Source organism: Fictibacillus sp. 18YEL24 (assembly GCF_015903855.1).
Taxonomy (GTDB): Bacteria; Bacillota; Bacilli; order Bacillales; family Fictibacillaceae; genus Fictibacillus; species Fictibacillus phosphorivorans_C.
On record NZ_JACZDT010000005.1, the window covers coordinates 264,439 to 285,164 of the forward strand.

A 20,726-nucleotide genomic window follows, 5' to 3' on the forward strand; every position below is an offset into this window, starting at 1 on the left:
TTTTAATTATGTAATTTTTTTAAAAGTCCGTTCAATCTTCTTACTTTTGATTCATAACCTGGCTTAAGCTCATATTCTAAATCCTTCAGCTCAGAATCAACCACTTCATAAGCATACCCTTGACTCAACAATGCTTCAATTAACAATTCTTTCTCTTCATCTGTAAGGTTTGCTTTCACATTAGTAGACAATTGTTAATCCCCCTCTCGTGTATGCATTCATTATAACGTGGGGTTTCAGTGTTTATCCTTACTAAAAATTTGGAAATTTTCAAATTCAGCATTCAACTTGTAATGAACACCCAGGCAATCGCACCTAATATGATTAGAATATTAGTAAAAACATCTATGATTCTGTTATCTTTTTTCTTAAGTTTGTTTCCAGTAAAAAATAGTAAAAGCGCAATAAAAAAAATCGTTGCAAAATAAAATCCAATCGCTGACCATGAAAAAAATAATAAGTGCTGTTCCAATGATATCCCCCCTACATCATTTCATAAACCGAAGGATAATTTCGTAAGGTAGCTGGCTGGCATATATTAAATGAAGCCCCTATAGCTTTGCGTCCTCACTTTTCAATGAGTTTGCCTTTATCAAACGATTTATGGCAGTTTGTCTTAACGATTGCAATACAAAATAACTACACAAGACATTTTTCCTATTTTATAGGTATATTATATCAGAAAATAGTTAAGAGGACTTATTATTTTTTTACTATTTTAAAAATTTAACTTATGTGATTCTCTTGGTCGATAAACTGAGCATTCTTCCACTCTAACTCTAGTTCACTTAATGTAAAATCAGTTAGATATCTATGATCTTCATACCCATACAAACCTTTATGGATAAGATGTTGAATGAGTCGTTGTTTACGTCCTTCAACCGCTCTTCGCAGTTGTCCTTTATGTGAATCCATATAAAATCTGCTCCTTTTTGTGGCTATTATTGTTATATATTCTATCCACATAAAAGAAGATTCAAGCTCGTGAGTAAACAAAAAAGTTCCTTTAAAAAGTAAAGGAACTTTCAACAAAATTTGTTCTAGTGTAAGACAGATTTACTCCATTGTTCATAAACCGAATTAGGGGCATTCCAGCATAGCCAGGAAACCATGGTTTTTATTCCATGTTGACTAACTTCCCAGTACTCCCAGCGTCGTTTGGAGAGATTTTCATAAATTCCTGTTTCATTCACCCAACCGTCCATATCAAACGCCTCCTATTCATCTGCTTTATAAAAAATTCTTTTTCCTTCTGCAATTTCCTCTTTTTTAGGGTTTGTAAAACTTCGACAAAAGGAAACATAATTTTACACAAGCCTGTTGTTATTGTACATATAAAATAAAGATGTCATACATCATAAGGGAGATGAAAAATGAATATATGGGAATTACCTACACTTGATCTAGCAAAAGAAATTCTAGGTATGAAATTGATCCATGTCGATGATAAAGGAACAACCTCTGGATATATCGTGGAGACAGAAGCCTATCTAGGACCTGAAGATCGAGCAGCTCATTCTTTTAACAACCGAAGAACGGCTAGAACAGAAGTGATGTACGATGAAGCAGGTACAATTTATACCTATTTTATTTATGGGATGCATGTTTGCTTTAATATCGTTTCAGGCCCTGTTAATAAACCAGAAGCTATTCTCATTAGAGCTCTTCAACCAATTGAAGGAATAGAAGAAATGAAAGAAAGAAGAGTAAGAGCGAAAACTGAGATTCAGCTTACAAATGGTCCTGGCAAACTGAGTAAGGCGATGGGATTCACATTAAGTGATAATGGCAAGAAAATGAATGAAGAAAATATAAGAATTGAAGAAGGAATGCGATTCGGACCGAATGAAATTAGCTCGGGTCCCCGTATAGGCATACAATATGCCGCGGAAGCGGTTCATTATCCTTATCGGTTCTGGATAAAAAACAACCCTTACGTATCTCGTTAATACGCAGGGTTGTTTTCTTTGTTAGTCGAAACTGCAGCTTCATCTTCCTGCATGTAATCAACCTTTGAAGTCCGATTGGTTTCTTGCATCCACACGAGGTGATGGTACGTTTGTTTTTTCATAGAAACGTATTTAGTTTGCATGATTAGCAGCCAAGAAAGAATGAAAAGGGCTGTTTTCAATACATTTTCCGCAGTTAGTGAAGCTGACTCAACCGGCAGCACATTCACTGAAATACTTGAGAGCAATCCTATTATAACAGCGCTTAAGATGAACAAAGGCTGGTTGGTACGTAAGAATCGGTGCCGTTGCTGCAAGTAGTTTTGTAATAATAAACGTTCTTGAGCATTAAATTGAAGGTATCTGCTCTTAGCTGATTTCGCATTCGCCAATAAACCTTTAGATCGATCATTCTTCCAAAGTGATTTCATAAACAAGGTGAATTCAATATCATTAGCAGGTTCATTATTCATTCTTCTATGAATAAAATTATGTGCTTGGTAGAAGGTCATTGCGTTCTGTACAAGCTTCAGTAATACATATCCTGCAATGATCGTAAGTGAAAAGACAAACCAAAAAGAGGTCATCGCGCTCTCTGTTAACTCGATGATAGGATTAACCACGGTTTGAATCTGTACCCATATGACCTTTGCAGCAAGCGTTAGTATCTCTAGCCATTTTTCCAAGAAGATCACTCCGAAATTTCATTATGTATCTTCTTATTTTACCATGATTTTGCACCTGTGCTTACATTTATTTACTCAACATATGCAAACTAGGGAAATCGGCATATAAAAAAGGCCACAGTGATTGTATTCACTATGACCTTTTATAGCATTCGTTTATGCACTTACCTCTTGTTCACGAGTTCCAAGGTGTTTGTCTTCACCTTTATCAACGATTACCGCGCAAGCAGCGTCACCTGTGATGTTAACAGCTGTTCTTAGCATATCAAGAAGTCTATCAACACCTAGGATTAAAGCAATACCTTCGACTGGTAATCCTACAGAGTTCAATACCATCGCTAACATGATCAATCCAACACCAGGAACACCAGCTGTACCGATACTAGCTAGAACAGCCGTTAGAATAACCGTAAGCATTTCCGTAATACCCAAGTTCACATCATATACTTGTGCGATAAAAATCGTCGCAACACCTTGCATGATGGCTGTTCCATCCATGTTAATCGTTGCACCGAGCGGTTGAACAAAACCACTGATTGATTTTCGAACACCCAGATTTTCTTGAGCTGTTTTCATTGAGATTGGAAGTGTTGCATTCGAACTTGACGTACTGAATGCTACTGACATTGCTGGCGCAAAACCTTTAAAGAACCAGATCGGGCTCTTCTTTGCGAATAGAGCAATTGAACCCCCATACGCGACAACAGAGTGAAGGAATAACGCTAAGATAACTACGCTCATGTATAAGCCCATCGCTTTGATCGCATCCATGCCTTGGCTTCCAACTGCTGAAGCAATCAATGCAAATGCACCATAAGGAGCGAATTTCATAATCACGTTTACAAGATACATCATAATGTCGTTACCTTGTTCAATTAGATCCATAACACCTTTTGTTTTGCTCCCCAACATCGTTAGAGCAAATCCTACAAACACGGAGAATGCAATAATTTGAAGCATATTTCCTTCAGTCATCGCTTGTATCGGATTAGTAGGAATGATGTTTAGTAACGTATCTGTTACTGCTGGCGCTTCTTGTTGCTCAAACTTGGCACCTTCTGTTTCAAAGTCACCTACACCTGGTTTAAAGACAAGTGCTAAAGCCATAGCAATAATAATAGCAATTGTTGTAGTTCCTAAGAAATAACCAACTGTTTTGGCACCCACTCTTCCAAGTTTCTTCGGATCACCTAGTCCTGCAGTTCCAAGTACGATTGAGAAGAAGACAATCGGAACAACTAACATTTTAATAAGGTTTAAGAATAATGTCCCTACTGGCTTTAAAACATATTTGTCCAGTGTTGAGAAAGCATCAGGCACGGCTAGGTTAAGAATGAGACCAGCAACAACCCCAAGTGCAAGAGCGATTAAAATTTTTGTAGATAATTTCATAATAAAGTACCCCCTTTGTTAAAATTTTCTCACTATTTTGTGTGCAGAAGCTCTGAAGAAATTTATACTAATACATGCCCTATTTGTTGCATATAAAAACCCACCGAAAATAGAGAGGATTTTCCGTGGGAATACACCGCAACACATAGACTGAGCCCATGTATAGAGTTCTCTCTCCAAAAACGCTTACGAGGTTAGCTGTCGGATTAGGAAATTGAGAGTTGTCCCTTTTGTGCATGCACAAATTCATCCCGAGGCTTTTAAAGCCATATCGTGGTTCCCCCGCTTCAGAATATTCTATCGAATAGAACATCCAAATTCAGCGAATCATATATAATATGCTCTAATTTTATCAATATACATAAATTTTTGTCAAGAATACGAGCTATGCTTATTTATTCCAATTAATTGTTTCATGATGAATGTTTTTCCATATTCTCACTTCTACCCCATAATCATGTGAGAAAAAACGAATTATGTATAAGGTTCTATTTTTCAGGGAGGTATTGTAAATGAAAATCGTATTTTATGAAAAAGGTGAATTAAGTATTATCGTTGGAGCATCAAAACTAAAAGGTGAACTTACGATTGAACAAATAAAGAACGAAAGCGAAAAGAAAGCAAAAGAACTAGGTGAATTATTAGGACGAGAAATTGGGTTCTTAATCGACATGAACGGAAAATTAGATACTCAATTCAAAAAATAAAAACCGGGATATCCCGGTTTTTTTTTATACGTATGCTAGTGATAACTTTTCTTTATTCTTCTCAAGCACCATTTCAGGACGCCCTTCATCTTGTATCTTCCCATTGTTCATCAGTATGATTCGGTCACCTATTGACCGAGCATCTTCTTCATCATGAGTTACAAAAATAGAAGTGATTCCAGTACGTTTAAGGATTTCCTGCAGCTCATCTCGAATCTGTAATTGAAGCTTAGAATCCAGATTGCTAAAAGGCTCGTCAAACATGATCAATGATGGGTTTGGAGCCATAGCCCTTGCTAGTGCTACACGCTGCTGCTGACCGCCGCTCAATTCATAAGGATATCGAGACGCATAGTCCTCCATACCTACAATAGCCAATAATTCTTCCATTCGTGCTTGTTTCTGTTTACGATTCATTTTTGTTAAGCCAAATTTGATGTTCTTTTCAACCGTCATATGAGGGAACAAAGCATAATCTTGAAAAACTAGACCAACTCCACGTTTTTCCGGCTGAACAAAACGGAAGTTATCGTTCATGACTGCCTGATCGATTAGGATCGAACCTCTCGATGGCACTTCTAGCCCTGCTATAAGACGAAGTAACGTACTTTTTCCACTCCCGCTTTCTCCTAAAATCACTGAAACTTCTCCCTGCTTAAAGCTAAGAGATAGGTTTTCAAACAAAGGTTTTTGCGAATTTTTGTAATGAAACGTTAAGTTTTTGATTTGAACAAACATTATTTTGGCTCCTTTTCTAAAACTCTGTGTAAAAAGAAGATTGAAAGTGCACTTATACAAATAATAACCATTGATGAAACAGCGGCTTCATGAATACGTTCATCACTTGCATATTGAAATGTTTTTGTAGCCAACGTATAAAAATTAAAAGGCTGTAGGATCAGAGTAAGAGGCAGCTCTTTTAAAATATCTACAAAAACAAGGATGAAACCACCAGCAATCGCACCTTTGATCATTTTGATATCTACTTTAAAAAACGTCTTTGTTACTGACATCCCTAATGTTCTTGAAGCTTCTGTAAAAACTGTTCCTACTTTATCAAAACCTGATTCGATCGAGTTAAAACCAACAGCAAGAAAGCGAACAACATAAGCAAAGATCAGCATACTAATGCTGAGGCTTAGTACAAGGGTTGGCTCTAGTCCAAACCATTCATACAAGGTTATTACTTTTTCATCTAGTGAGAGGAATAATGTAAGGACGCCTATAGCAATTACAGCTCCAGGAATCGAATAGCCTAAAACTGTAATTTTGGAAAACACCTTCCCGATCCAGCCCTTAGAAAGACGGCTAAAGTTGGCGATGATTAAGGCGACGATAATAATAAGAACTGAACCTATAGCAGCAACAAAGACTGAATTCCAAATCAAATCAGCGAATGCAGCACTTAAGATCACGTCATATGTCATATACACCCATTGTAAAAGCTGTATAAAAGGAATGGCGAAAGCTAGAGCAAATAAAGAGATAAAAAAAGATAGCACAGCGAACTTTTTCCAGCCTTTAAGTTCTTTAGGTTGTAACGGGCGAACTTTCGAAGTGGAATAGCTATACTGCTTCCTGCCCCTTATTACTTTTTCTAGGATCAAAATCAAAACTACGATAAACATCAGAGTACCCGCTAACTTTATAGCCGAATAGATGTCTCCCATTCCAAACCAAGCTTGAAATATGGCTGTACTAAAGGTTTGAATGCCAAAATATTTAACTACTCCGTAATCGTTAAAGACTTCAAGAATCACAAGACTAACGCCACCAACGATCGCTGCACGTGACACAGGAAGCACAACTTGTATAAACGTCATGAACGATCCTTTTCCTAACAAACGTGCATTCTCAATCAGTGATGATGACTGATTTTCTAAGAAACTTCTTGTAATGATATATACATACGGATAAAGAAACATCGTGAAAATGAAAACAGCACCCGGGATGTTCATAATGTCAAAAAACTTCTGATCTACTTTTATACCAAACTGGTTCCTTAATGTCGTCTGAATGACTCCGGTATAATTTAAAATTCCATGGTACGTATAGGCTCCAATGTATGGTGGAATCGCAAGAGGCAGTATGAGACCCCATTTAAAGAACCGATGCATAGGAACTTTATAAGCAGAAACTAGCCACGCCGCACTTACCCCGATCAACACTGTAAAAAGTCCAGTAAAACTAACGAGTGTCACGGAATTTACTACATAGTTTTTCAACATATATTCTTTAATGTGTTCCCAATTCTCATTACTCTCAGCGAATAACTGAACCATGATGAGCAAAGCCGGTAAAAGGATCAAAACAGAAAAAATCACACTAAGCAAAGCCCAACTATTAAACTGTGATCTCATTTTTCGAATTAAATACAATATCTTCACCTTCTTTACTCATCAGCATTGTTCTCGGTTGTTTGTTTTACATGGAATTAGCCGTATCACAAATCGTGATACGGCAAGATATTAACGTTTATTTCCAGCTAACTTCATTCATAATTTTAACAGCATCTGCATTGTTTTCACCTAGCTCAGAAAGGTTAAGATCTTGTTCTTTAAAGTTACCCCAAGATTTTAAAAGCTCTGAAGGTTCAACATCTTTATTAACAGGATACTCGTAGTTTGCTTCAGCAAATACTTCTTGAACTTTAGGACTAGACAGATATTCCATTAGTTCAATAGCATTCTCTTTGTTCTTAGCATGTTTCGTAACACCTATACCACTAATATTAATGTGCGTACCTGTTGTTTCTTGGTTAGGGAAGAATACGCTTAGCTGTTTAGCAACTTTCACTTCTTCAGGATCTTCTGAGTTCAACATCTGACCAAAATAATAAGAGTTCATGATGGCAACATCACCTTCACCTGCAACGATACCCTTCGCTTGGTCACGGTCACCGCCTTGAGGATCACGAGCCATATTGTTAACGATTCCTTCTGCCCATTTCTTCGCTTCATCTTTTCCGTTTAATGAAATAAATGAAGATACTAATGATTGATTGTAGATGTTTTCAGACGAACGGATCAGTACTTTCCCTTTCCATTTGTCTTCAGTTAATGCTTCATAAGTAGAAAGTTCAGACTGATCAACTTTTTTCTTATCGTACACGATGACACGTGCACGCTTTGTCAGACCAAACCATTGATTATCTTTATCTCTTAAATTCTCTGGAATGTTTTTATTCAATGTATCACTTTCAACACTTTGCAGAAGGTCCTTATCTTTTGCCCAGTGCAAACGACCAGCATCAGATGTGAAGAATAGATCTCCTTTTGTTGCTTTCCCTTCTCTAGAAAGACGCTCGATCAATTCATCTTCTTCACCTTTAATAAGGTTGACTTTAATTCCAGTCTCTTTTGTAAAATCAGCAAAGATTTTATCATCAACGTCATAGTGACGACTTGTATATAAATTTACTTCCCCGCTTTTCTTCTCTTCTTTTTTTGCATCGTTGTTGCTTGAACTTGCACCCTCGTTAGATTTTCCACAGCCAGCTAAGACTAAAGCAGCTAGTAGGACCATTACAACAGCAGTGAATATATTCTTTTTAAACATATGTCAGTTACCCCTTCTATGTATAAGTAATTGAAAACGATTATCAACTTCACTTCTAATTATAATGATAATCATTCTCAAGTCAATCGTTTTTTTAAAAGTTTTTTCTAATAGGTTGTGCCTATCGATTCCTTACTTCCATTGACAGTTGATTGGAATGGAATGTCCGCGATTCCTCGCCTGCCCCAAGGAAAACCGAGCACCTGAAATAAACTTCTTCCAAAGAGCAAGCAAGTTTACCGCAACAGCGTTTTAAAACGCTTTTTTTTATAAGATTGTTGTTTGAACTCCTTGTCACCTTGGAAAATTGATTGTAGTGGAAAGCGAGCAGCCTGGAACGGAGATCAACACTTCCAAAAGCAACAAAGTTTACGAAAACTGCCTTTTAAAAAGAAATAAAAAAAACCTCTTAGAAGCATCAGCTTCTAAGAGATCATTCTTGGTTTAATGGCTTCCATTGGTTGTAAACCCAGTTTCCTAATCTGTTATATCCTCTTCTATTTGGATGGATAGAATCAGAAAAATACAGTTCTTTCTCCACGTTTTCATAAAGTTCAAAGGTGGAAATGTATTTTGTAAGTGTGCTTTCTTTGCTTGCCTCAACAATTACCTCGTTCCAGGACTTAATACTGTCTGCAGCTGTTGGATCGTATTCTTTTCCGAAATAAGGATTATATAGTCCTAATACATAGACTGGCGCGAACGAATTGTTTTCACGCACGACTGTCAGTGTTTTACTTAAGTTGTTTCTTAACTTTTCTTTTCCAAGTACTAATTTTTGTTGAGGCAACTGTCGAAAGTTCCAACCCGCAGCCTTGCGAAAATCATTAGTTCCAATAAAGACAAAGATATGATCCGCTTGTCTTAATGATTTGATGACGACTCCATTATCCAATTGTCTTAATAATTGGTCAGAACGCTGTCCAGAGATTCCAAAATTATTAATAATAACGTTTCTTCCTGTTTGCTGCTGAATATTTCTTTTAACGATGCCAATATAACCTGTCTTGGACGGGTCACCCACTCCGTATGTTAAGGAATCTCCTAGTGCCACAACCTTCAAAGTTTGTGTTTCACTTGCTCCTTCTGTTTCTCCATAAAATTGAAAGACCAGGAATAGTATGAGGGCTAAACCTGTACCACCAATTAACCATTTCTTTGATACTTTCCGCACATCAAGTCCTCGATTCTAGTTATTGTTATCTTACTTTTTACCATAACGAGGGAAAATATCAAGTTATGAATGTGTTATTTCAATCGATAATCTTCCGATGTAAGCGATGTATCTTCCCAAAGATTCTCTTGATCATAATGATAAGAATCTTTTTTCACGAATGAATGAATCAACATAGCAACTCCTCCACACAATAGGCTTGCAGGCACTAAGGTAATTAGAAATCCTGTCATCAACATCCCTCCTGTACCAAAACTATATGAGGGGCTATGAATGTTTATGAAACGAATAAAATATTTTATTTCCTCTATATAAATAGAAAATAAGGGTATACAGGTAAAGAAGAATTTTAACGGAGGTGCCTTTGTGGGTTTTTTATTCACTCTGCTTTATTTTGCAATTATAGGAATTGTAATTGAAATCAACGTGCTACTATTCACGTTAACCGGATTAAAAAAAGAAATAGCTCGCTTCCAAGTCATCTCAATGTTTACTGCTACAGGTTTTACGACAGGAGAATCTGAATTGATATTGGAGCATCCAGTACGCAGACGTTTGAGTACGTTTCTCATTTTGTTCGGAGTCTTTTCATTAGCGGTTATCATTTCATCGATAAGCAACATCTTATCCGATGAATTCCGCTCGATCGAGCTAGGGATCATTATTTTAGCACTAATTAGTCTTTATTTAATCTTAAGCATACCGAAACTAAAGAAATATATGAAAAAAACCTTTGAAAGTCATATGGAGAAAAGTTACAACCTCGCGGACCTTCCATTAAGAGACGTTATGTATTTTGAAGAAGATGATGTTGTTGTCGAACTTCCCATTCATAAGGATTCAAAGATTATGGGGAAAAAATTAAAAGATGTTATACAAGTAGATGACGATTTACTTGTACTATTCATTAAAAGAGGGGATGTAACAGTAAGAAAGGATAGTTACACGACAGAAATTCAAGAAGGAGACATGTTGTTCTTATATGGTCACCAAAATTCTCTTCAAGAAAGATTTAAAGAGGAGATGAAAGAATTAAAATCTAAAAAAGAAGTTGAGCAATCAAATTAAGAAGTGATTATTCACTTCTTTTTTTGTTAATACCCCCAGAGAACAAAAATGATGGGCGAAATAAATTTAAGTAGTAAAAAAGAACCTCTTTTTGAAGAGATTCTTCATTAACCAACTTCTCTAACTGTATTTGGTACAAATGATAACAATAAGGAAATAATATTATTAATTTGCTCAGGTGTTATATGTATACCATCGTTTGCTAACAGTTCTTCTTTTAACTTGATTATTGAATCAACCTCCTCAAGACTTGCATCCGTCAAGCAATGATCGATTGTATTCAAAAGTTCCAACAACTGATTGTTTTTATTGGTTATGTAATATGTAGTCTCCACCAACAAACACCCCCTACTACTAACTATTATTATCGAAACTAAGGTCATTTTCCTACAAAAACAATTCGTCAAATGACGACATATCTTACTTTTTATGGATTTTACCCTATAATACCTACACATTTATGTCGAAGGAAGTCGAAGGAACAGGAAATAAGTCCTATCCTGGCTGTAACAGTTAACCATTTGTATTACAAAGTTTACATTTAAAACTAAAATTACTTTAGTTAAATAACTTTGACAAGGAAGCGAATGGCGATTCATTTCCTTCAGACTTTGTTTTATATACTAACTTTTCAGGTTCAAAAAGCTTTGATTCTAAGAAAGAAGTCGGGTTCTTAACAAATTTGACTCTCTGATAAATTTTAGTAAGGATTTTGGCTGTGTTGATCGCATCGTCTAGCGCTCTATGTTTTGATCCTTCATAAACCAGCTCCATCGCTTGAAGAGCGCGTGACAGACCATATCGAAATCCTTTTTCACTATCATGAAGGATACTGAAATGAAATTGCAGATCATTATGATTGATAATCCAATCCGTGTCTGCTTTATGAAATGTTGAATCTGTAATGAGCGCCCACTTATCTTCTGGTCCCCAGGAACAAAGGTAATATTCTTCTGCACCAATCCAAGATTTAAAGCTATCAATAGCCTCAGTATAAGCCGGAGCTGAAATCAAATCTTTTTTGGTGATCCCCGTTAGGTTCGTAATTCGTGTATTCAACTTATCCATTTTAGGTTGAACAAATGACTGAAACGTATCCACTATTTTAAGTTCACCATCAACTTCAATCATTCGAATGGCACCTATCTCTATGATCTCCGAGAGCCGGTTTGTCATCTCTAAATCATACACAATATACTGCATCCCCAACACCTGCCCTTCCACAATCATGCCTTTTAATGGATGTCTACCATATATTGTAGTTGATTTGTTAACAAAATGAAATATTACTATAGGTATTCCATTTGTATTTAGCTTTATAGCCTTCATACTTTACTTTGCGATCATACCTCTATACAAGCTGCTACTGTATGACCGATTACTATGTGATTGAAGCTTTATATATATCCTTATTTTATGAGAATAAGGTATTTAAATGTCATTCTATTCTGAAAAGGATATAAGTTTCTTCATCTGCCAAACTTTTCATTTTCAATTTTTGTACTCTTTTGTTAACATTGGAAGTGTCTGTTTAACAATATGAACTACATAATGAGGGAGTATCATGAAAAAACTTATAACACTATTTCTTATAATTGGGTTACTTTTTGTAACAGCTTGCTCTAAAGATACGAAACAAAATGAACAAGGAGCTTCCGAAACAAATACTAACAAGGAAGATTCTACTGACAGCTCCACTTCTAAATCAGAAAAAGAAGATTCAGAAGCAACAGAGACAACAACTACAGAAGCTGAAAGCAGCACAGCTGAAGATGAGGCAACAAGTGATGATAGCGAACAAAAGGACTATCTAACTAGTGAGCATCAATTTGTTGCAAGTGAACTCACAAACTCTTCCGAAAAACAAATCAGCGACAGATGGGGTAAACCGAACCGATCTGAAAAGATTCAGTTTCGCTACTCAGGTACGACAGAATTTGTCCCTGCTATCGTAAACTATTATCAGAATGATAAATATGCGGTAACGTTTGTAGAAGGAAAAGCCGCTCGTCTTGTCTATTCTGTAATTGATGAAGAAATCTTGTTTAATGCTGAAGAAATGACTAGAGCACTTGAACTAGCTGGTCTTCCTGTAGATGTTGAAGAAACAACAGACACAGATACAGCTTATGTATACAACGACCTTGGTGATGTATATGAAGTGACGATGTTCTCAAAAGGTGAATTCGTAGATTACTTATACATTATCTTAGATGAGGCTTACAAATAGACTTCTACTTCGTATACAACTCTTCTAAAATGGGGCATTTATCACCGTTTCTATGCTCATCCTACTTGCATAAAATGAGTTGAGGAGAGAAACCGGCTTCTCACACGCAAGAAGAGGAGTGAAAATATGTCGTCGAGAAAGTACTGTTCTGATAGCTTTACGCTTTACGTGGTACTATTCGTGCTGCTCATTATTGTCGGAGCCGTCTCGTTTAATGGAAACTGCTGTGTTTATGCTTACCCATGTTCCTATGGATACGCAGCAAACGTACCAGTAAGTGGTTATTGGAACGTGTAATAAAGAAGTGACCACCATTTTCTTTAAGAAGATGGTGGTCTTTTTTATAGCTTTATAGCTTATCTCTCATATAATCTGCGATCGGTTCAACCTCAGATCCTACAACGACCTGTATATTTTGATTATTAAGCTTGATCAGACCTTTTGATCCTGCTTTTTTAAGCGCTTCTTCATCAACCTCTGACAAGTCTTTAATCTGAACTCTTAATCTAGTAATACAGTTTTCTAGCAGCACGATATTATCTTTTCCTCCGAGGGCACTCAAATAAGCTGATGCAGCCCTTTCATACTTTTCATTCGCTGTAGTAGTAGCTGCAGCTTCTGATACAATAGCATCTTCATCTTCTCTGCCTGGTGTTTTCAAGTTCAGTTTCACAATCAGATAACGGAATATTCCATAGTATAAAACAAAATATACTGCACCCATCGGAAGTAACAACCAACCATTCTGCGAGATTCCGATGTTTAAGAAATAATCAATCGCTCCAGCAGAAAACGTGAACCCATGATGGATATCTAGTAATACTGCCACCGACATCGAAACAGCGGTTAATACAGCATGGATCACATACAGTAAAGGAGATAGGAACATGAACGCAAATTCGATTGGTTCTGTAATTCCCGTAACAAAAGATGTAAGAGCCAGACTGCCTAGCATTCCTGCTACTGCCTTCTTACGATGTTTTTTTGCTGTATGAATCATGGCTAAACAAGCTGCCGGCAGTCCGAACATCATTACAGGGAAAAATCCAGCCATATAAAAGCCTGCCTTAGGATCTTCAGCAAAGAATCTCCATAGATCACCCGTAACGACCTTCCCATTTTCACCTGTAAATTCACCAAATACAAACCATAAGAAGCTGTTGAGTACATGATGAAGTCCGAGTGGAAGTAATAAGCGGTTAAAGAAACCAAATATGCCTGCACCTATCGCACCGGCACTTGTAATCCAAGTACCAACGTTTTCTAATCCCATCTGAAGGTATGGCCATATAAATCCGAAAACAAGCGCTAGAAGTACCATGGTTCCAGCCGTTACAATGGGAACAAATCGTTTACCTCCAAAGAAGGAAAGCCATTCTGGCAGTTTCGTATTATAAAATTTATTATATAAAAGTCCAGCTATGACCCCTGCTAGAATACCTCCTAAGACAGACATATCAAATTTCCCGTCATAATCCAGGTTTACTTCTGCAAATGTTTTTGCTCCTTCTGTTAGTACGAAGTAACCGATTGCTCCTGCAAGTCCAGCAGCTCCACTTCCATCTCTCGAGAGTCCTACCGCGACACCTATCGCAAATAATAACGCTAGATGACCAAAAATCGCATTACCTGATGCCACTAAGAATGGTATATCTAATAAATCGTCTTGACCAAAACGTAGCAAAAGTCCAGCTGCAGGAAGAACTGCGATCGGAAGCATGAGCGCACGACCGATCCGCTGTAAGAAACCTAACATAGTACCTACCCCTCTCACTTTTGAGTGAAATTACGTATCGCTTCTTTTAACTTTCCATTATGCTGATCTAGTTGCAATTTTGCTTCGTTTGGAGCGACACCTGTAACAAGCTGAAAAATCGCAGCCTTTGTATTGCCGCCTTGTTCTTGCAAAGCCATTTCCGCTTCTTCCTCTGTTGCACCAGAAGCTTCGATAATAATATTTTTGGCACGCTGAACTAATTTCTCATTTGTTGGTTGAACATCGACCATGAGATTGCTGTACACCTTACCCCATCTCACCATGCTGGCTGTACTGATCATGTTCAATACAAGTTTTTGAGCAGTACCGGCTTTCATTCTAGTTGAGCCAGTGACCACTTCTGGCCCCGTAACAACAGGAATGCTAATATCCGCAAGCTTCTCCATCGGTGAATCTAAAGAACACACAAGAGCTGCTGTTAATGCCCCTTTTGTTTTTGCGTATTTCATCGCACCTAAGCAATATGGCGTTCTGCCAGAAGCCGCAATAGCAACAACAACATCTCGTTCAGTTATTTTTAAAGCTTTAAGATCGGATTCACCTAGCTCTGCATCATCTTCCGCTCCCTCAATTGCATGCTGAAGGGCATAATCCCCGCCTGCAATGACCCCAACTACTAAACTTGGATCTGTGCCGTATGTGGGAGGGCACTCTGATGCATCCAAAACGCCTAACCGTCCACTTGTTCCAGCACCAATATAGATCAATCGACCTTCATTTTCAAAAGCTGTAACTACCTTTTCAACGACAGAACTGATTTCTTTTAAAACAGGAGTAATACAACTGGCTACTCCCAGATCGGCTTCGTGTATTTTTTGGATCACTTCTAAAGTTGTAAGTTCATCAATAGTTAACGTGTCAGGATTTCTTTTTTCTGTGCCCAATTTGGTTAAGTCCATCTTGATCTCCTTTAAGTGGTTAATAGTTAACAAATTTTTATTTCACTTCTGAATTCAACAGCACAAATCTTTTGCCACATCCAACTTTCTTCAACAGTGACAAGCTCTCTTTTTTGATCTGACCTGCTACATTCGTTTTTGCATCAGCCGGTATATCTTTTAAACAAATCTGAAGTTCACCCGCATATCTGCCATATAACTCGTTTTCAACCGTTATTGTTCCTTCATTAAATACCTCTAACCCATGAGCTTCCTGTTGAAAATGAGAAGGCTGATGTCGTGACTCAACGGACCGGATCACATATTCTGCAGCATCCATTCTATTTGAATGAACCATGTTGTTGAATGTCTCATATCCTTTGTTAAAGTCAACATAAAGAGGGACTGTACCTTCCATTAAATACTTTAGTTCTTGTAAAGTTTTGTTCGTCAGGTTTAAATCTCCTACACAGATTTTGTCCGTATTCATTTCTTGAAGTTCCAATGCAGCAAGTGCCGGAGAAACATGTCTGTGATTCTCAATTGTAGGAAGTCCTAAATGAAGAGGGCCGCGTAATTGTTCATCACCTTGAATAAATGCCATCGTTTTAATTCCATACCGATGAAACAGAACATTTCTCTCATAAAGAGATTGCTTTGATATGCCGGTAAACGGCTTTGGATAAAAGTTGTGCCAAGCCTCTGTTTGATTCGGTTGAAGTCCCTCATCCATCAACTTCTTAAGCTGTTCTTCATCAATGGTACTTGCGTTTAAACCAATTTTAAGATGGTGAGACAGCCAAGCGATCTGCTTGGCCGTAAACCCATAATCCATCCTGATGCCCGAAATGCCCCATTCTTTTAAGGAAGGCAGTTCAGAGAATGATAAACCCAACCGCTCTAGAGAAGCTGGTGAAACATCTGCCATTACTTCCATATGAAACTCTTGAGCGGTATTTCCTAACCATTTAACTTGCTTAACGTAATCCACGTCCTTCTCTTCAGGTATATGAAGAGAAGTAAAGATGTATTGAAATCCGCTCTTAGCGGCTTTCTCCATCCAGTTTTTATTAAAAGTGTCTGATTCACTCAGATAGATTGAAATCCCATAACACAAACCGTTCACTCCTAAATTCGTTAGATGTCTTTTGCCATACTCTCTTTAAATCCAAACGTCCATGTGAATAAGAATCCGAAGAAATAAGCAATTACTAAACCTACTAGATAGAGGACCATTTCATTTGCGTTTACAAGAAACACGAGTGGAATCCCTGACACACCGATGGCAATCGTAGCAACTTCATAGAATGCTTGGAACGCTCCACCAACTGCAGCTCCTAGACATGCTGTCAAGAAAGGTCGCCCGAGCGGAAGGGTAACACCAAAGATTAGCGGTTCACCAATTCCAAGCATACCTACAGGTAATCCACCTTTAATAACTTTACGAAGACGCTGGTTCTTTGTCTTAAAGTAGATTGCAAAGGCAGCACCAACTTGCCCTGCTCCACCCATTGCTAGAATCGGTAATAACGGATCATCACCGATCGTGTTAATTAGCTCCATGTGTACTGGAGTTAACCCTTGATGCAATCCTGTTACAACCAACGGTAGGAATGTTCCTGCTAAGATAAGTCCAGAGAAAATACCGCCAATATCAATTAAATTCAACAATCCTTTAGTAATTAAATCCGACAAAAACCCGCCTACTGGCTGAAGAACAAATAGCGTAGCAAAACCTGTAATTAATAATGCTAATGTTGGCGTAACTATAATATCAATTGAAGGGTGTACAAATTTTCTAATACGTTTTTCCAAAAAGGCGATTAAAACCGCGGCAAGCATTACACCAATCAATCCACCACGTCCTACTACAAGTGGATCTCCAAAGAGGGTAATATTCGCAAGGCCCGGGTTAATCAGTAAGATACCTGCTGCACCACCCAATGCTGGGGTTCCACCAAATTCCTTGGCAGTATTGATACCTACGAATACAGCTAGATAACTAAAAACACCCCATCCAATTAAGCTAAGCATCTGCATAATTGAAGATTCTGGGTCAGCACCCATTCTTACAGCTACGTTTGACATTCCAGCAATCAAACCAGACGCCACGATTGCAGGAATCAGCGGTATAAAGATGCTAGCGATCTTGCGTAAAAACTGTTTAAAAGGAGTTGCATTCTTTTTGTTGATGGCATCCTTATTCATTCTTGCCATCTGTTCAAGGTCCATTGGGTCCGTCTCATCAAGAGATTGAATGTTCATACCTGTCTCTTCACTCATCGCAAGAGTGACGCGATTGACAATGCCAGGTCCGACAATGATCTGCAGTGTATCATCTTCAACGACTCCCAACACACCATCTACTTCTTTAAGACCTTTGAGATCCGCCTTTGACGGATCGTGTAGATTAACCCGAATTCTAGTCATACAGTGCATCAACGATTGGATGTTTGAAGAACCTCCAAGTTTTTCGATGATACCATGAGCCATTTGCTGCTCTTTCCCCATGCTTCTTCCCCCTTTTAGTAAACGCTTTCATTTTTATATAAAACGCTTATGATCAGCGTTTCATATCGATCATAAATTTGTAGCGATCGCCTCGATACACCGACTGAACAAGTTCAAGTGGCCTTCCTGTTGTTAAATAGGTTTGTCTTTTAATAAGAAGGACTGCTGCACCTTTTGTAATCTCAAGTATCTCGCTTTCTGCTTCACGCGAAATGGACGCTTCTAAACTTTGTGTCGCATAATCTATAACAAAGCCTGCATTCTCAACTTCAGAATACAAAGACCCTTGTTTTATGTGTGATTCGTTTAATTCAAGAAGATCAACGGGAACATAAGTAGTCTCGAACGCCATCGGAATGTCATTTGCAAGCCGAACACGTTTAATCTCATAAATTTCTTGATCCTCTTCGATCTCAAGCGCTTTTGCTACTCTGTTTTCAGCCGTTGTTTTTTGGAAAGAAATGAGTCTAGATGCAGGTTTATAGCCTCGTGACTTCATGTCTTCTGTAAAACTTGTAAGACCTAGAAGCTTCTGCTCTATTTTCTTTGCAGAAACAAATGTTCCTTTCCCTTTTCGGCGGGTTAAGTAGCCATCATTCACAAGATTATTGATAGCCTGCCGTACTGTCATGCGGCTTACTTCATAGTTCTCAGCAAACTCTCTTTCAGAAGGTATCATGGTTTCAGATTCCCACTCACCCTTATCAATCTTTTGTTTAATCGCTTCTTCAATCTGAAAGTAAAGTGGCATTGGTGATGTTTTATCAATCATAAAAATACTTAACTCTCCTCTTCTAAAAGACTCCTTGCACCTTCGTCAGCTAACACAGTAACGTTAGGATGATGATTAAGAACTGTCGCAGGTATATCAGAATTCATGGTACCTTGGAATAGTTCTCTTAATGCTCTCGCTTTTTTTTCACCAGAAGCAAGAAGCAGAATTTCTTTACTCTCAAGGATCGTGCCAATTCCCATCGTAATTGCTCTTCGCGGCTGTTTCTCATGTGTAAAATATTTAGCGTTCGCGCTTAATGTGGACTCTGTTAACTCGACTACATGCGTGCGTGAACTAAAATCTGTACCAGGTTCATTAAAACCGATATGTCCGTTCTGTCCGATACCGAGCACCTGAAGATCGATACCACCCAGTTGTATGATCACTTCTTCATATCGCTTGCATTCTTTCTCAAGGTCTACGGCGATACCATCTGGGAGATGAGTTTGATTCTTATGGATTCCGATATGGTCAAAAAAGTTTTGTTGCATATAATCATGATAAGCTCTGGAACCGACATATTCGTCAAGGTTAACAGTGTGCACGTGTGAATAGGACTGCTTATACTCTTTACTATATTTTGAAAGGTGTCGGTACATGCCTAAAGGTGTCCTCCCTGTAGCAAGACCAAGCACAATTTTTTCTGAACTCTTTATTTTCGAAAACACATATTCAGCAGCCAATCTACTAAGCTCTTCTTCGTCGGAAACCCTGATCAATCTCAAACTCGTTCCCCCTTTCGATGATACACAAGCTCGCCTCGACAAAATGTCATAAGCACATCGCATTCCTCAGTCAACACCGTAATATCTGCGTCTTTACCGACAGAAAGACTTCCCTTTTTTTCAAAGATCTGCAGTTCTTTTGCAGCATTCTCACTTGTCATTTTCACAATATCTGACCACGAGCAATGCGTATAATCCATCATGTTTTTTACAGCGATGTTCATCGGCAGGATACTTCCTGCTAGTGTTCCGTCAATTAATCTAGCTTCATCAGCTTTTACAGATACCTGCTGACCACCAAGTGTATAAGTGCCTTCTCCTAGACCTTTTGCTCTCATCGAATCCGTAATTAAAATAGTTCGTTCTGAACCAGTAGAATGATAGGCTAGTCTAATCATCTCAGCGCTCGCATGAACGCCGTCCACTATCATCTCAACCTTTAATTCATCCTGTAAGAGAGCAGCACCTGCAACTCCTGGATCTCTATGATGCATCCCACGCATACCATTAAATAAGTGTGTGACGTGAGAAATACCTGCTTCAATCCCATCTTTTACTTCTAAAAAAGAACTATCACTATGACCGATCGAAGCGATCACATCTTGTGAAGATAAGTACTTTGTAAGCTCACGTCCACCATCCCTTTCAGGTGCTAACGTAACGAGTTTTATTTGATCCTCTGCACTTTTTTGAAATTTTTCAAATAGGTTTACGTCAGGCTCCTGAATAAAAGACGCAGGCTGTGCACCTGCTCGTTTTGGAGAAATAAATGGCCCCTCCAGGTGGATACCGAGCATTTCAGCAGCTGAACTTCGAGATCGTTTTATGAAGTTTGCCGCAGTATTCAGTGCTGTATGAATAACAGTCGTTTCTTCAGTCATCGTTGTTGCTAAAAAGGATGTCGTTCCTTCTGCTGGGAGATGTTTTGCAATAATCTCTAGTGCTTCTTGCGTTCCGTCCATAAAGTCTGCTCCCGCAGCACCATGAATATGAATATCGATCATGCCAGGGAGGATGATACTTCCTTTAGGTAAGTTATACCTAATAACATCTTCATCCGTTGAGAGCGGATCTGTTGTGTCAACATGATGGATCTTATCGTCTTTAATCCACAAATATCCGTTATGAACGAGCTGTCCTTTTTCGTCGATTAAGTTTCCAACAAGTAAAATGTTAGGTTTCATGTCCACTCCCCTTTATCACTTTATGCCTAGCCTACCACTCTTATGACTAGTTGTCTATACCAGTCAGAAAATTCAAATAAAAAGCTAAGGCTTTAAGAAACCGCCTTAGCTC

25 protein-coding genes and 2 riboswitches are annotated in these 20,726 nt (G+C 38.1%); of the genes, 5 read left to right on the forward strand and 20 right to left on the reverse strand.

Annotation, left to right across the window (positions count from 1 at the left end; genetic code table 11):
• Positions 1-2: 2 nt before the first annotated feature.
• The 4 genes from abbA to HU823_RS16665 form a co-directional block, all read right to left on the reverse strand.
• A complete protein-coding gene (gene abbA / locus HU823_RS16650) occupies positions 3-191 on the reverse strand; it encodes an antirepressor AbbA (protein ID WP_144698460.1) in 189 nt (62 codons plus the stop codon).
• A gap of 92 nt (positions 192-283) precedes the next feature.
• The gene (locus tag HU823_RS16655) at positions 284-472 is read right to left on the reverse strand and encodes a hypothetical protein (RefSeq protein ID WP_144698458.1); all 189 of its coding nucleotides are present in this window, start codon (positions 470-472) and stop codon (positions 284-286) included.
• Between the two features lie 44 nt (positions 473-516).
• Positions 517-598, reverse strand: a riboswitch (cyclic di-GMP riboswitch).
• Between the two features lie 128 nt (positions 599-726).
• Entirely contained in the window at positions 727-915 is a 189-nt protein-coding gene (gene fbpA, locus HU823_RS16660; protein ID WP_186320457.1) for a Fur-regulated basic protein FbpA, read from the reverse strand.
• Positions 916-1,040: 125 nt separating this feature from the next.
• Positions 1,041-1,205, reverse strand: a complete 165-nt coding sequence (locus HU823_RS16665; protein ID WP_153237601.1) for a hypothetical protein — start codon at positions 1,203-1,205, stop codon at positions 1,041-1,043.
• A gap of 168 nt (positions 1,206-1,373) precedes the next feature.
• On the opposite strand from HU823_RS16665, the gene HU823_RS16670 reads away from it, so the two are divergent.
• Positions 1,374-1,949, forward strand: a complete 576-nt coding sequence (locus HU823_RS16670; RefSeq protein ID WP_197222729.1) for a DNA-3-methyladenine glycosylase — start codon at positions 1,374-1,376, stop codon at positions 1,947-1,949.
• On the opposite strand, the gene HU823_RS16675 is transcribed toward HU823_RS16670, so the two are convergent.
• Both HU823_RS16675 and HU823_RS16680 read right to left on the reverse strand, forming a co-directional pair.
• A complete protein-coding gene (locus HU823_RS16675; protein ID WP_144698452.1) occupies positions 1,946-2,635 on the reverse strand; it encodes a hypothetical protein in 690 nt (229 codons plus the stop codon). The two genes, HU823_RS16670 and HU823_RS16675, sit on opposite strands and share 4 nt — an antisense overlap.
• Before the next feature lie 156 nt (positions 2,636-2,791).
• The gene (locus tag HU823_RS16680) at positions 2,792-4,027 is read right to left on the reverse strand and encodes a dicarboxylate/amino acid:cation symporter (RefSeq protein ID WP_144698450.1); all 1,236 of its coding nucleotides are present in this window, start codon (positions 4,025-4,027) and stop codon (positions 2,792-2,794) included.
• Between the two features lie 168 nt (positions 4,028-4,195).
• Positions 4,196-4,362: riboswitch (cyclic di-AMP (ydaO/yuaA leader) on the reverse strand.
• A gap of 177 nt (positions 4,363-4,539) precedes the next feature.
• Here HU823_RS16680 and HU823_RS16685 point away from each other — a divergent pair.
• Positions 4,540-4,734 (forward strand): hypothetical protein, encoded by a 195-nt coding sequence (locus tag HU823_RS16685; protein ID WP_144698448.1) that lies wholly within the window; start codon positions 4,540-4,542, stop codon positions 4,732-4,734.
• A gap of 24 nt (positions 4,735-4,758) precedes the next feature.
• Here the strand turns inward: HU823_RS16685 and HU823_RS16690 are convergent, their stop codons facing one another.
• From HU823_RS16690 to HU823_RS16710, 5 genes are all read right to left on the reverse strand, one after another.
• The gene (locus tag HU823_RS16690) at positions 4,759-5,472 is read right to left on the reverse strand and encodes an ABC transporter ATP-binding protein (protein WP_197222730.1); all 714 of its coding nucleotides are present in this window, start codon (positions 5,470-5,472) and stop codon (positions 4,759-4,761) included.
• Entirely contained in the window at positions 5,472-7,094 is a 1,623-nt protein-coding gene (locus tag HU823_RS16695) for an ABC transporter permease (protein WP_144703302.1), read from the reverse strand. The genes HU823_RS16690 and HU823_RS16695 overlap by 1 nt, the downstream gene beginning before the upstream one ends.
• Before the next feature lie 115 nt (positions 7,095-7,209).
• Complete coding sequence (locus HU823_RS16700) at positions 7,210-8,292, reverse strand: Fe(3+) ABC transporter substrate-binding protein (protein WP_197222731.1); 1,083 nt, start codon at positions 8,290-8,292, stop codon at positions 7,210-7,212.
• Between the two features lie 433 nt (positions 8,293-8,725).
• Complete coding sequence (locus tag HU823_RS16705) at positions 8,726-9,466, reverse strand: GDSL-type esterase/lipase family protein (RefSeq protein ID WP_197222732.1); 741 nt, start codon at positions 9,464-9,466, stop codon at positions 8,726-8,728.
• A 74-nt stretch (positions 9,467-9,540) separates the two neighbouring features.
• Positions 9,541-9,699 carry a hypothetical protein gene (locus HU823_RS16710; protein ID WP_186320456.1) on the reverse strand — a complete coding sequence of 53 codons (159 nt, stop codon included), beginning with the start codon at positions 9,697-9,699 and terminating at the stop codon, positions 9,541-9,543.
• A 133-nt stretch (positions 9,700-9,832) separates the two neighbouring features.
• Between HU823_RS16710 and HU823_RS16715 the strand changes: the two genes are divergently transcribed.
• Positions 9,833-10,534, forward strand: a complete 702-nt coding sequence (locus HU823_RS16715; RefSeq protein ID WP_144698440.1) for a TrkA C-terminal domain-containing protein — start codon at positions 9,833-9,835, stop codon at positions 10,532-10,534.
• Between the two features lie 107 nt (positions 10,535-10,641).
• Here the strand turns inward: HU823_RS16715 and HU823_RS16720 are convergent, their stop codons facing one another.
• Positions 10,642-10,869: a hypothetical protein gene (locus HU823_RS16720; RefSeq protein WP_191752038.1), complete on the reverse strand. Its 228-nt coding sequence runs from the start codon at positions 10,867-10,869 to the stop codon at positions 10,642-10,644.
• Positions 10,870-11,092: 223 nt separating this feature from the next.
• Positions 11,093-11,737, reverse strand: a complete 645-nt coding sequence (locus tag HU823_RS16725; protein ID WP_197222733.1) for a 3'-5' exonuclease — start codon at positions 11,735-11,737, stop codon at positions 11,093-11,095.
• Positions 11,738-12,098: 361 nt separating this feature from the next.
• On the opposite strand from HU823_RS16725, the gene HU823_RS16730 reads away from it, so the two are divergent.
• Positions 12,099-12,764 (forward strand): hypothetical protein, encoded by a 666-nt coding sequence (locus tag HU823_RS16730; protein ID WP_144698434.1) that lies wholly within the window; start codon positions 12,099-12,101, stop codon positions 12,762-12,764.
• 126 nt (positions 12,765-12,890) lie between these two features.
• A complete protein-coding gene (locus HU823_RS16735) occupies positions 12,891-13,061 on the forward strand; it encodes a YjcZ family sporulation protein (protein WP_144698432.1) in 171 nt (56 codons plus the stop codon).
• Positions 13,062-13,113: 52 nt separating this feature from the next.
• On the opposite strand, the gene nagE is transcribed toward HU823_RS16735, so the two are convergent.
• Genes nagE through nagA form a run of 7 tightly spaced genes read right to left on the reverse strand, consistent with a single transcriptional unit; the run spans position 13,114 to position 20,614 of the window.
• The gene (gene nagE, locus HU823_RS16740; RefSeq protein ID WP_197222734.1) at positions 13,114-14,520 is read right to left on the reverse strand and encodes an N-acetylglucosamine-specific PTS transporter subunit IIBC; all 1,407 of its coding nucleotides are present in this window, start codon (positions 14,518-14,520) and stop codon (positions 13,114-13,116) included.
• 14 nt (positions 14,521-14,534) lie between these two features.
• On the reverse strand, positions 14,535-15,440 hold the full coding sequence (gene murQ, locus HU823_RS16745; protein ID WP_197222735.1) for an N-acetylmuramic acid 6-phosphate etherase: 906 nt from the start codon (positions 15,438-15,440) through the stop codon (positions 14,535-14,537).
• Positions 15,441-15,477: 37 nt separating this feature from the next.
• Positions 15,478-16,536 (reverse strand): DUF871 domain-containing protein, encoded by a 1,059-nt coding sequence (locus HU823_RS16750; RefSeq protein WP_186320454.1) that lies wholly within the window; start codon positions 16,534-16,536, stop codon positions 15,478-15,480.
• A 20-nt stretch (positions 16,537-16,556) separates the two neighbouring features.
• Positions 16,557-17,930, reverse strand: a complete 1,374-nt coding sequence (locus tag HU823_RS16755) for a PTS transporter subunit EIIC (RefSeq protein WP_066397092.1) — start codon at positions 17,928-17,930, stop codon at positions 16,557-16,559.
• Positions 17,931-17,982: 52 nt separating this feature from the next.
• Positions 17,983-18,702: a GntR family transcriptional regulator gene (locus HU823_RS16760; RefSeq protein ID WP_197222736.1), complete on the reverse strand. Its 720-nt coding sequence runs from the start codon at positions 18,700-18,702 to the stop codon at positions 17,983-17,985.
• An 8-nt stretch (positions 18,703-18,710) separates the two neighbouring features.
• Positions 18,711-19,430 carry a glucosamine-6-phosphate deaminase gene (gene nagB / locus HU823_RS16765; protein ID WP_197222737.1) on the reverse strand — a complete coding sequence of 240 codons (720 nt, stop codon included), beginning with the start codon at positions 19,428-19,430 and terminating at the stop codon, positions 18,711-18,713.
• Positions 19,427-20,614 carry an N-acetylglucosamine-6-phosphate deacetylase gene (nagA, locus tag HU823_RS16770; protein WP_197222738.1) on the reverse strand — a complete coding sequence of 396 codons (1,188 nt, stop codon included), beginning with the start codon at positions 20,612-20,614 and terminating at the stop codon, positions 19,427-19,429. Before nagA ends, nagB begins: the two co-directional genes overlap by 4 nt.
• Positions 20,615-20,726 lie beyond the last annotated feature (112 nt).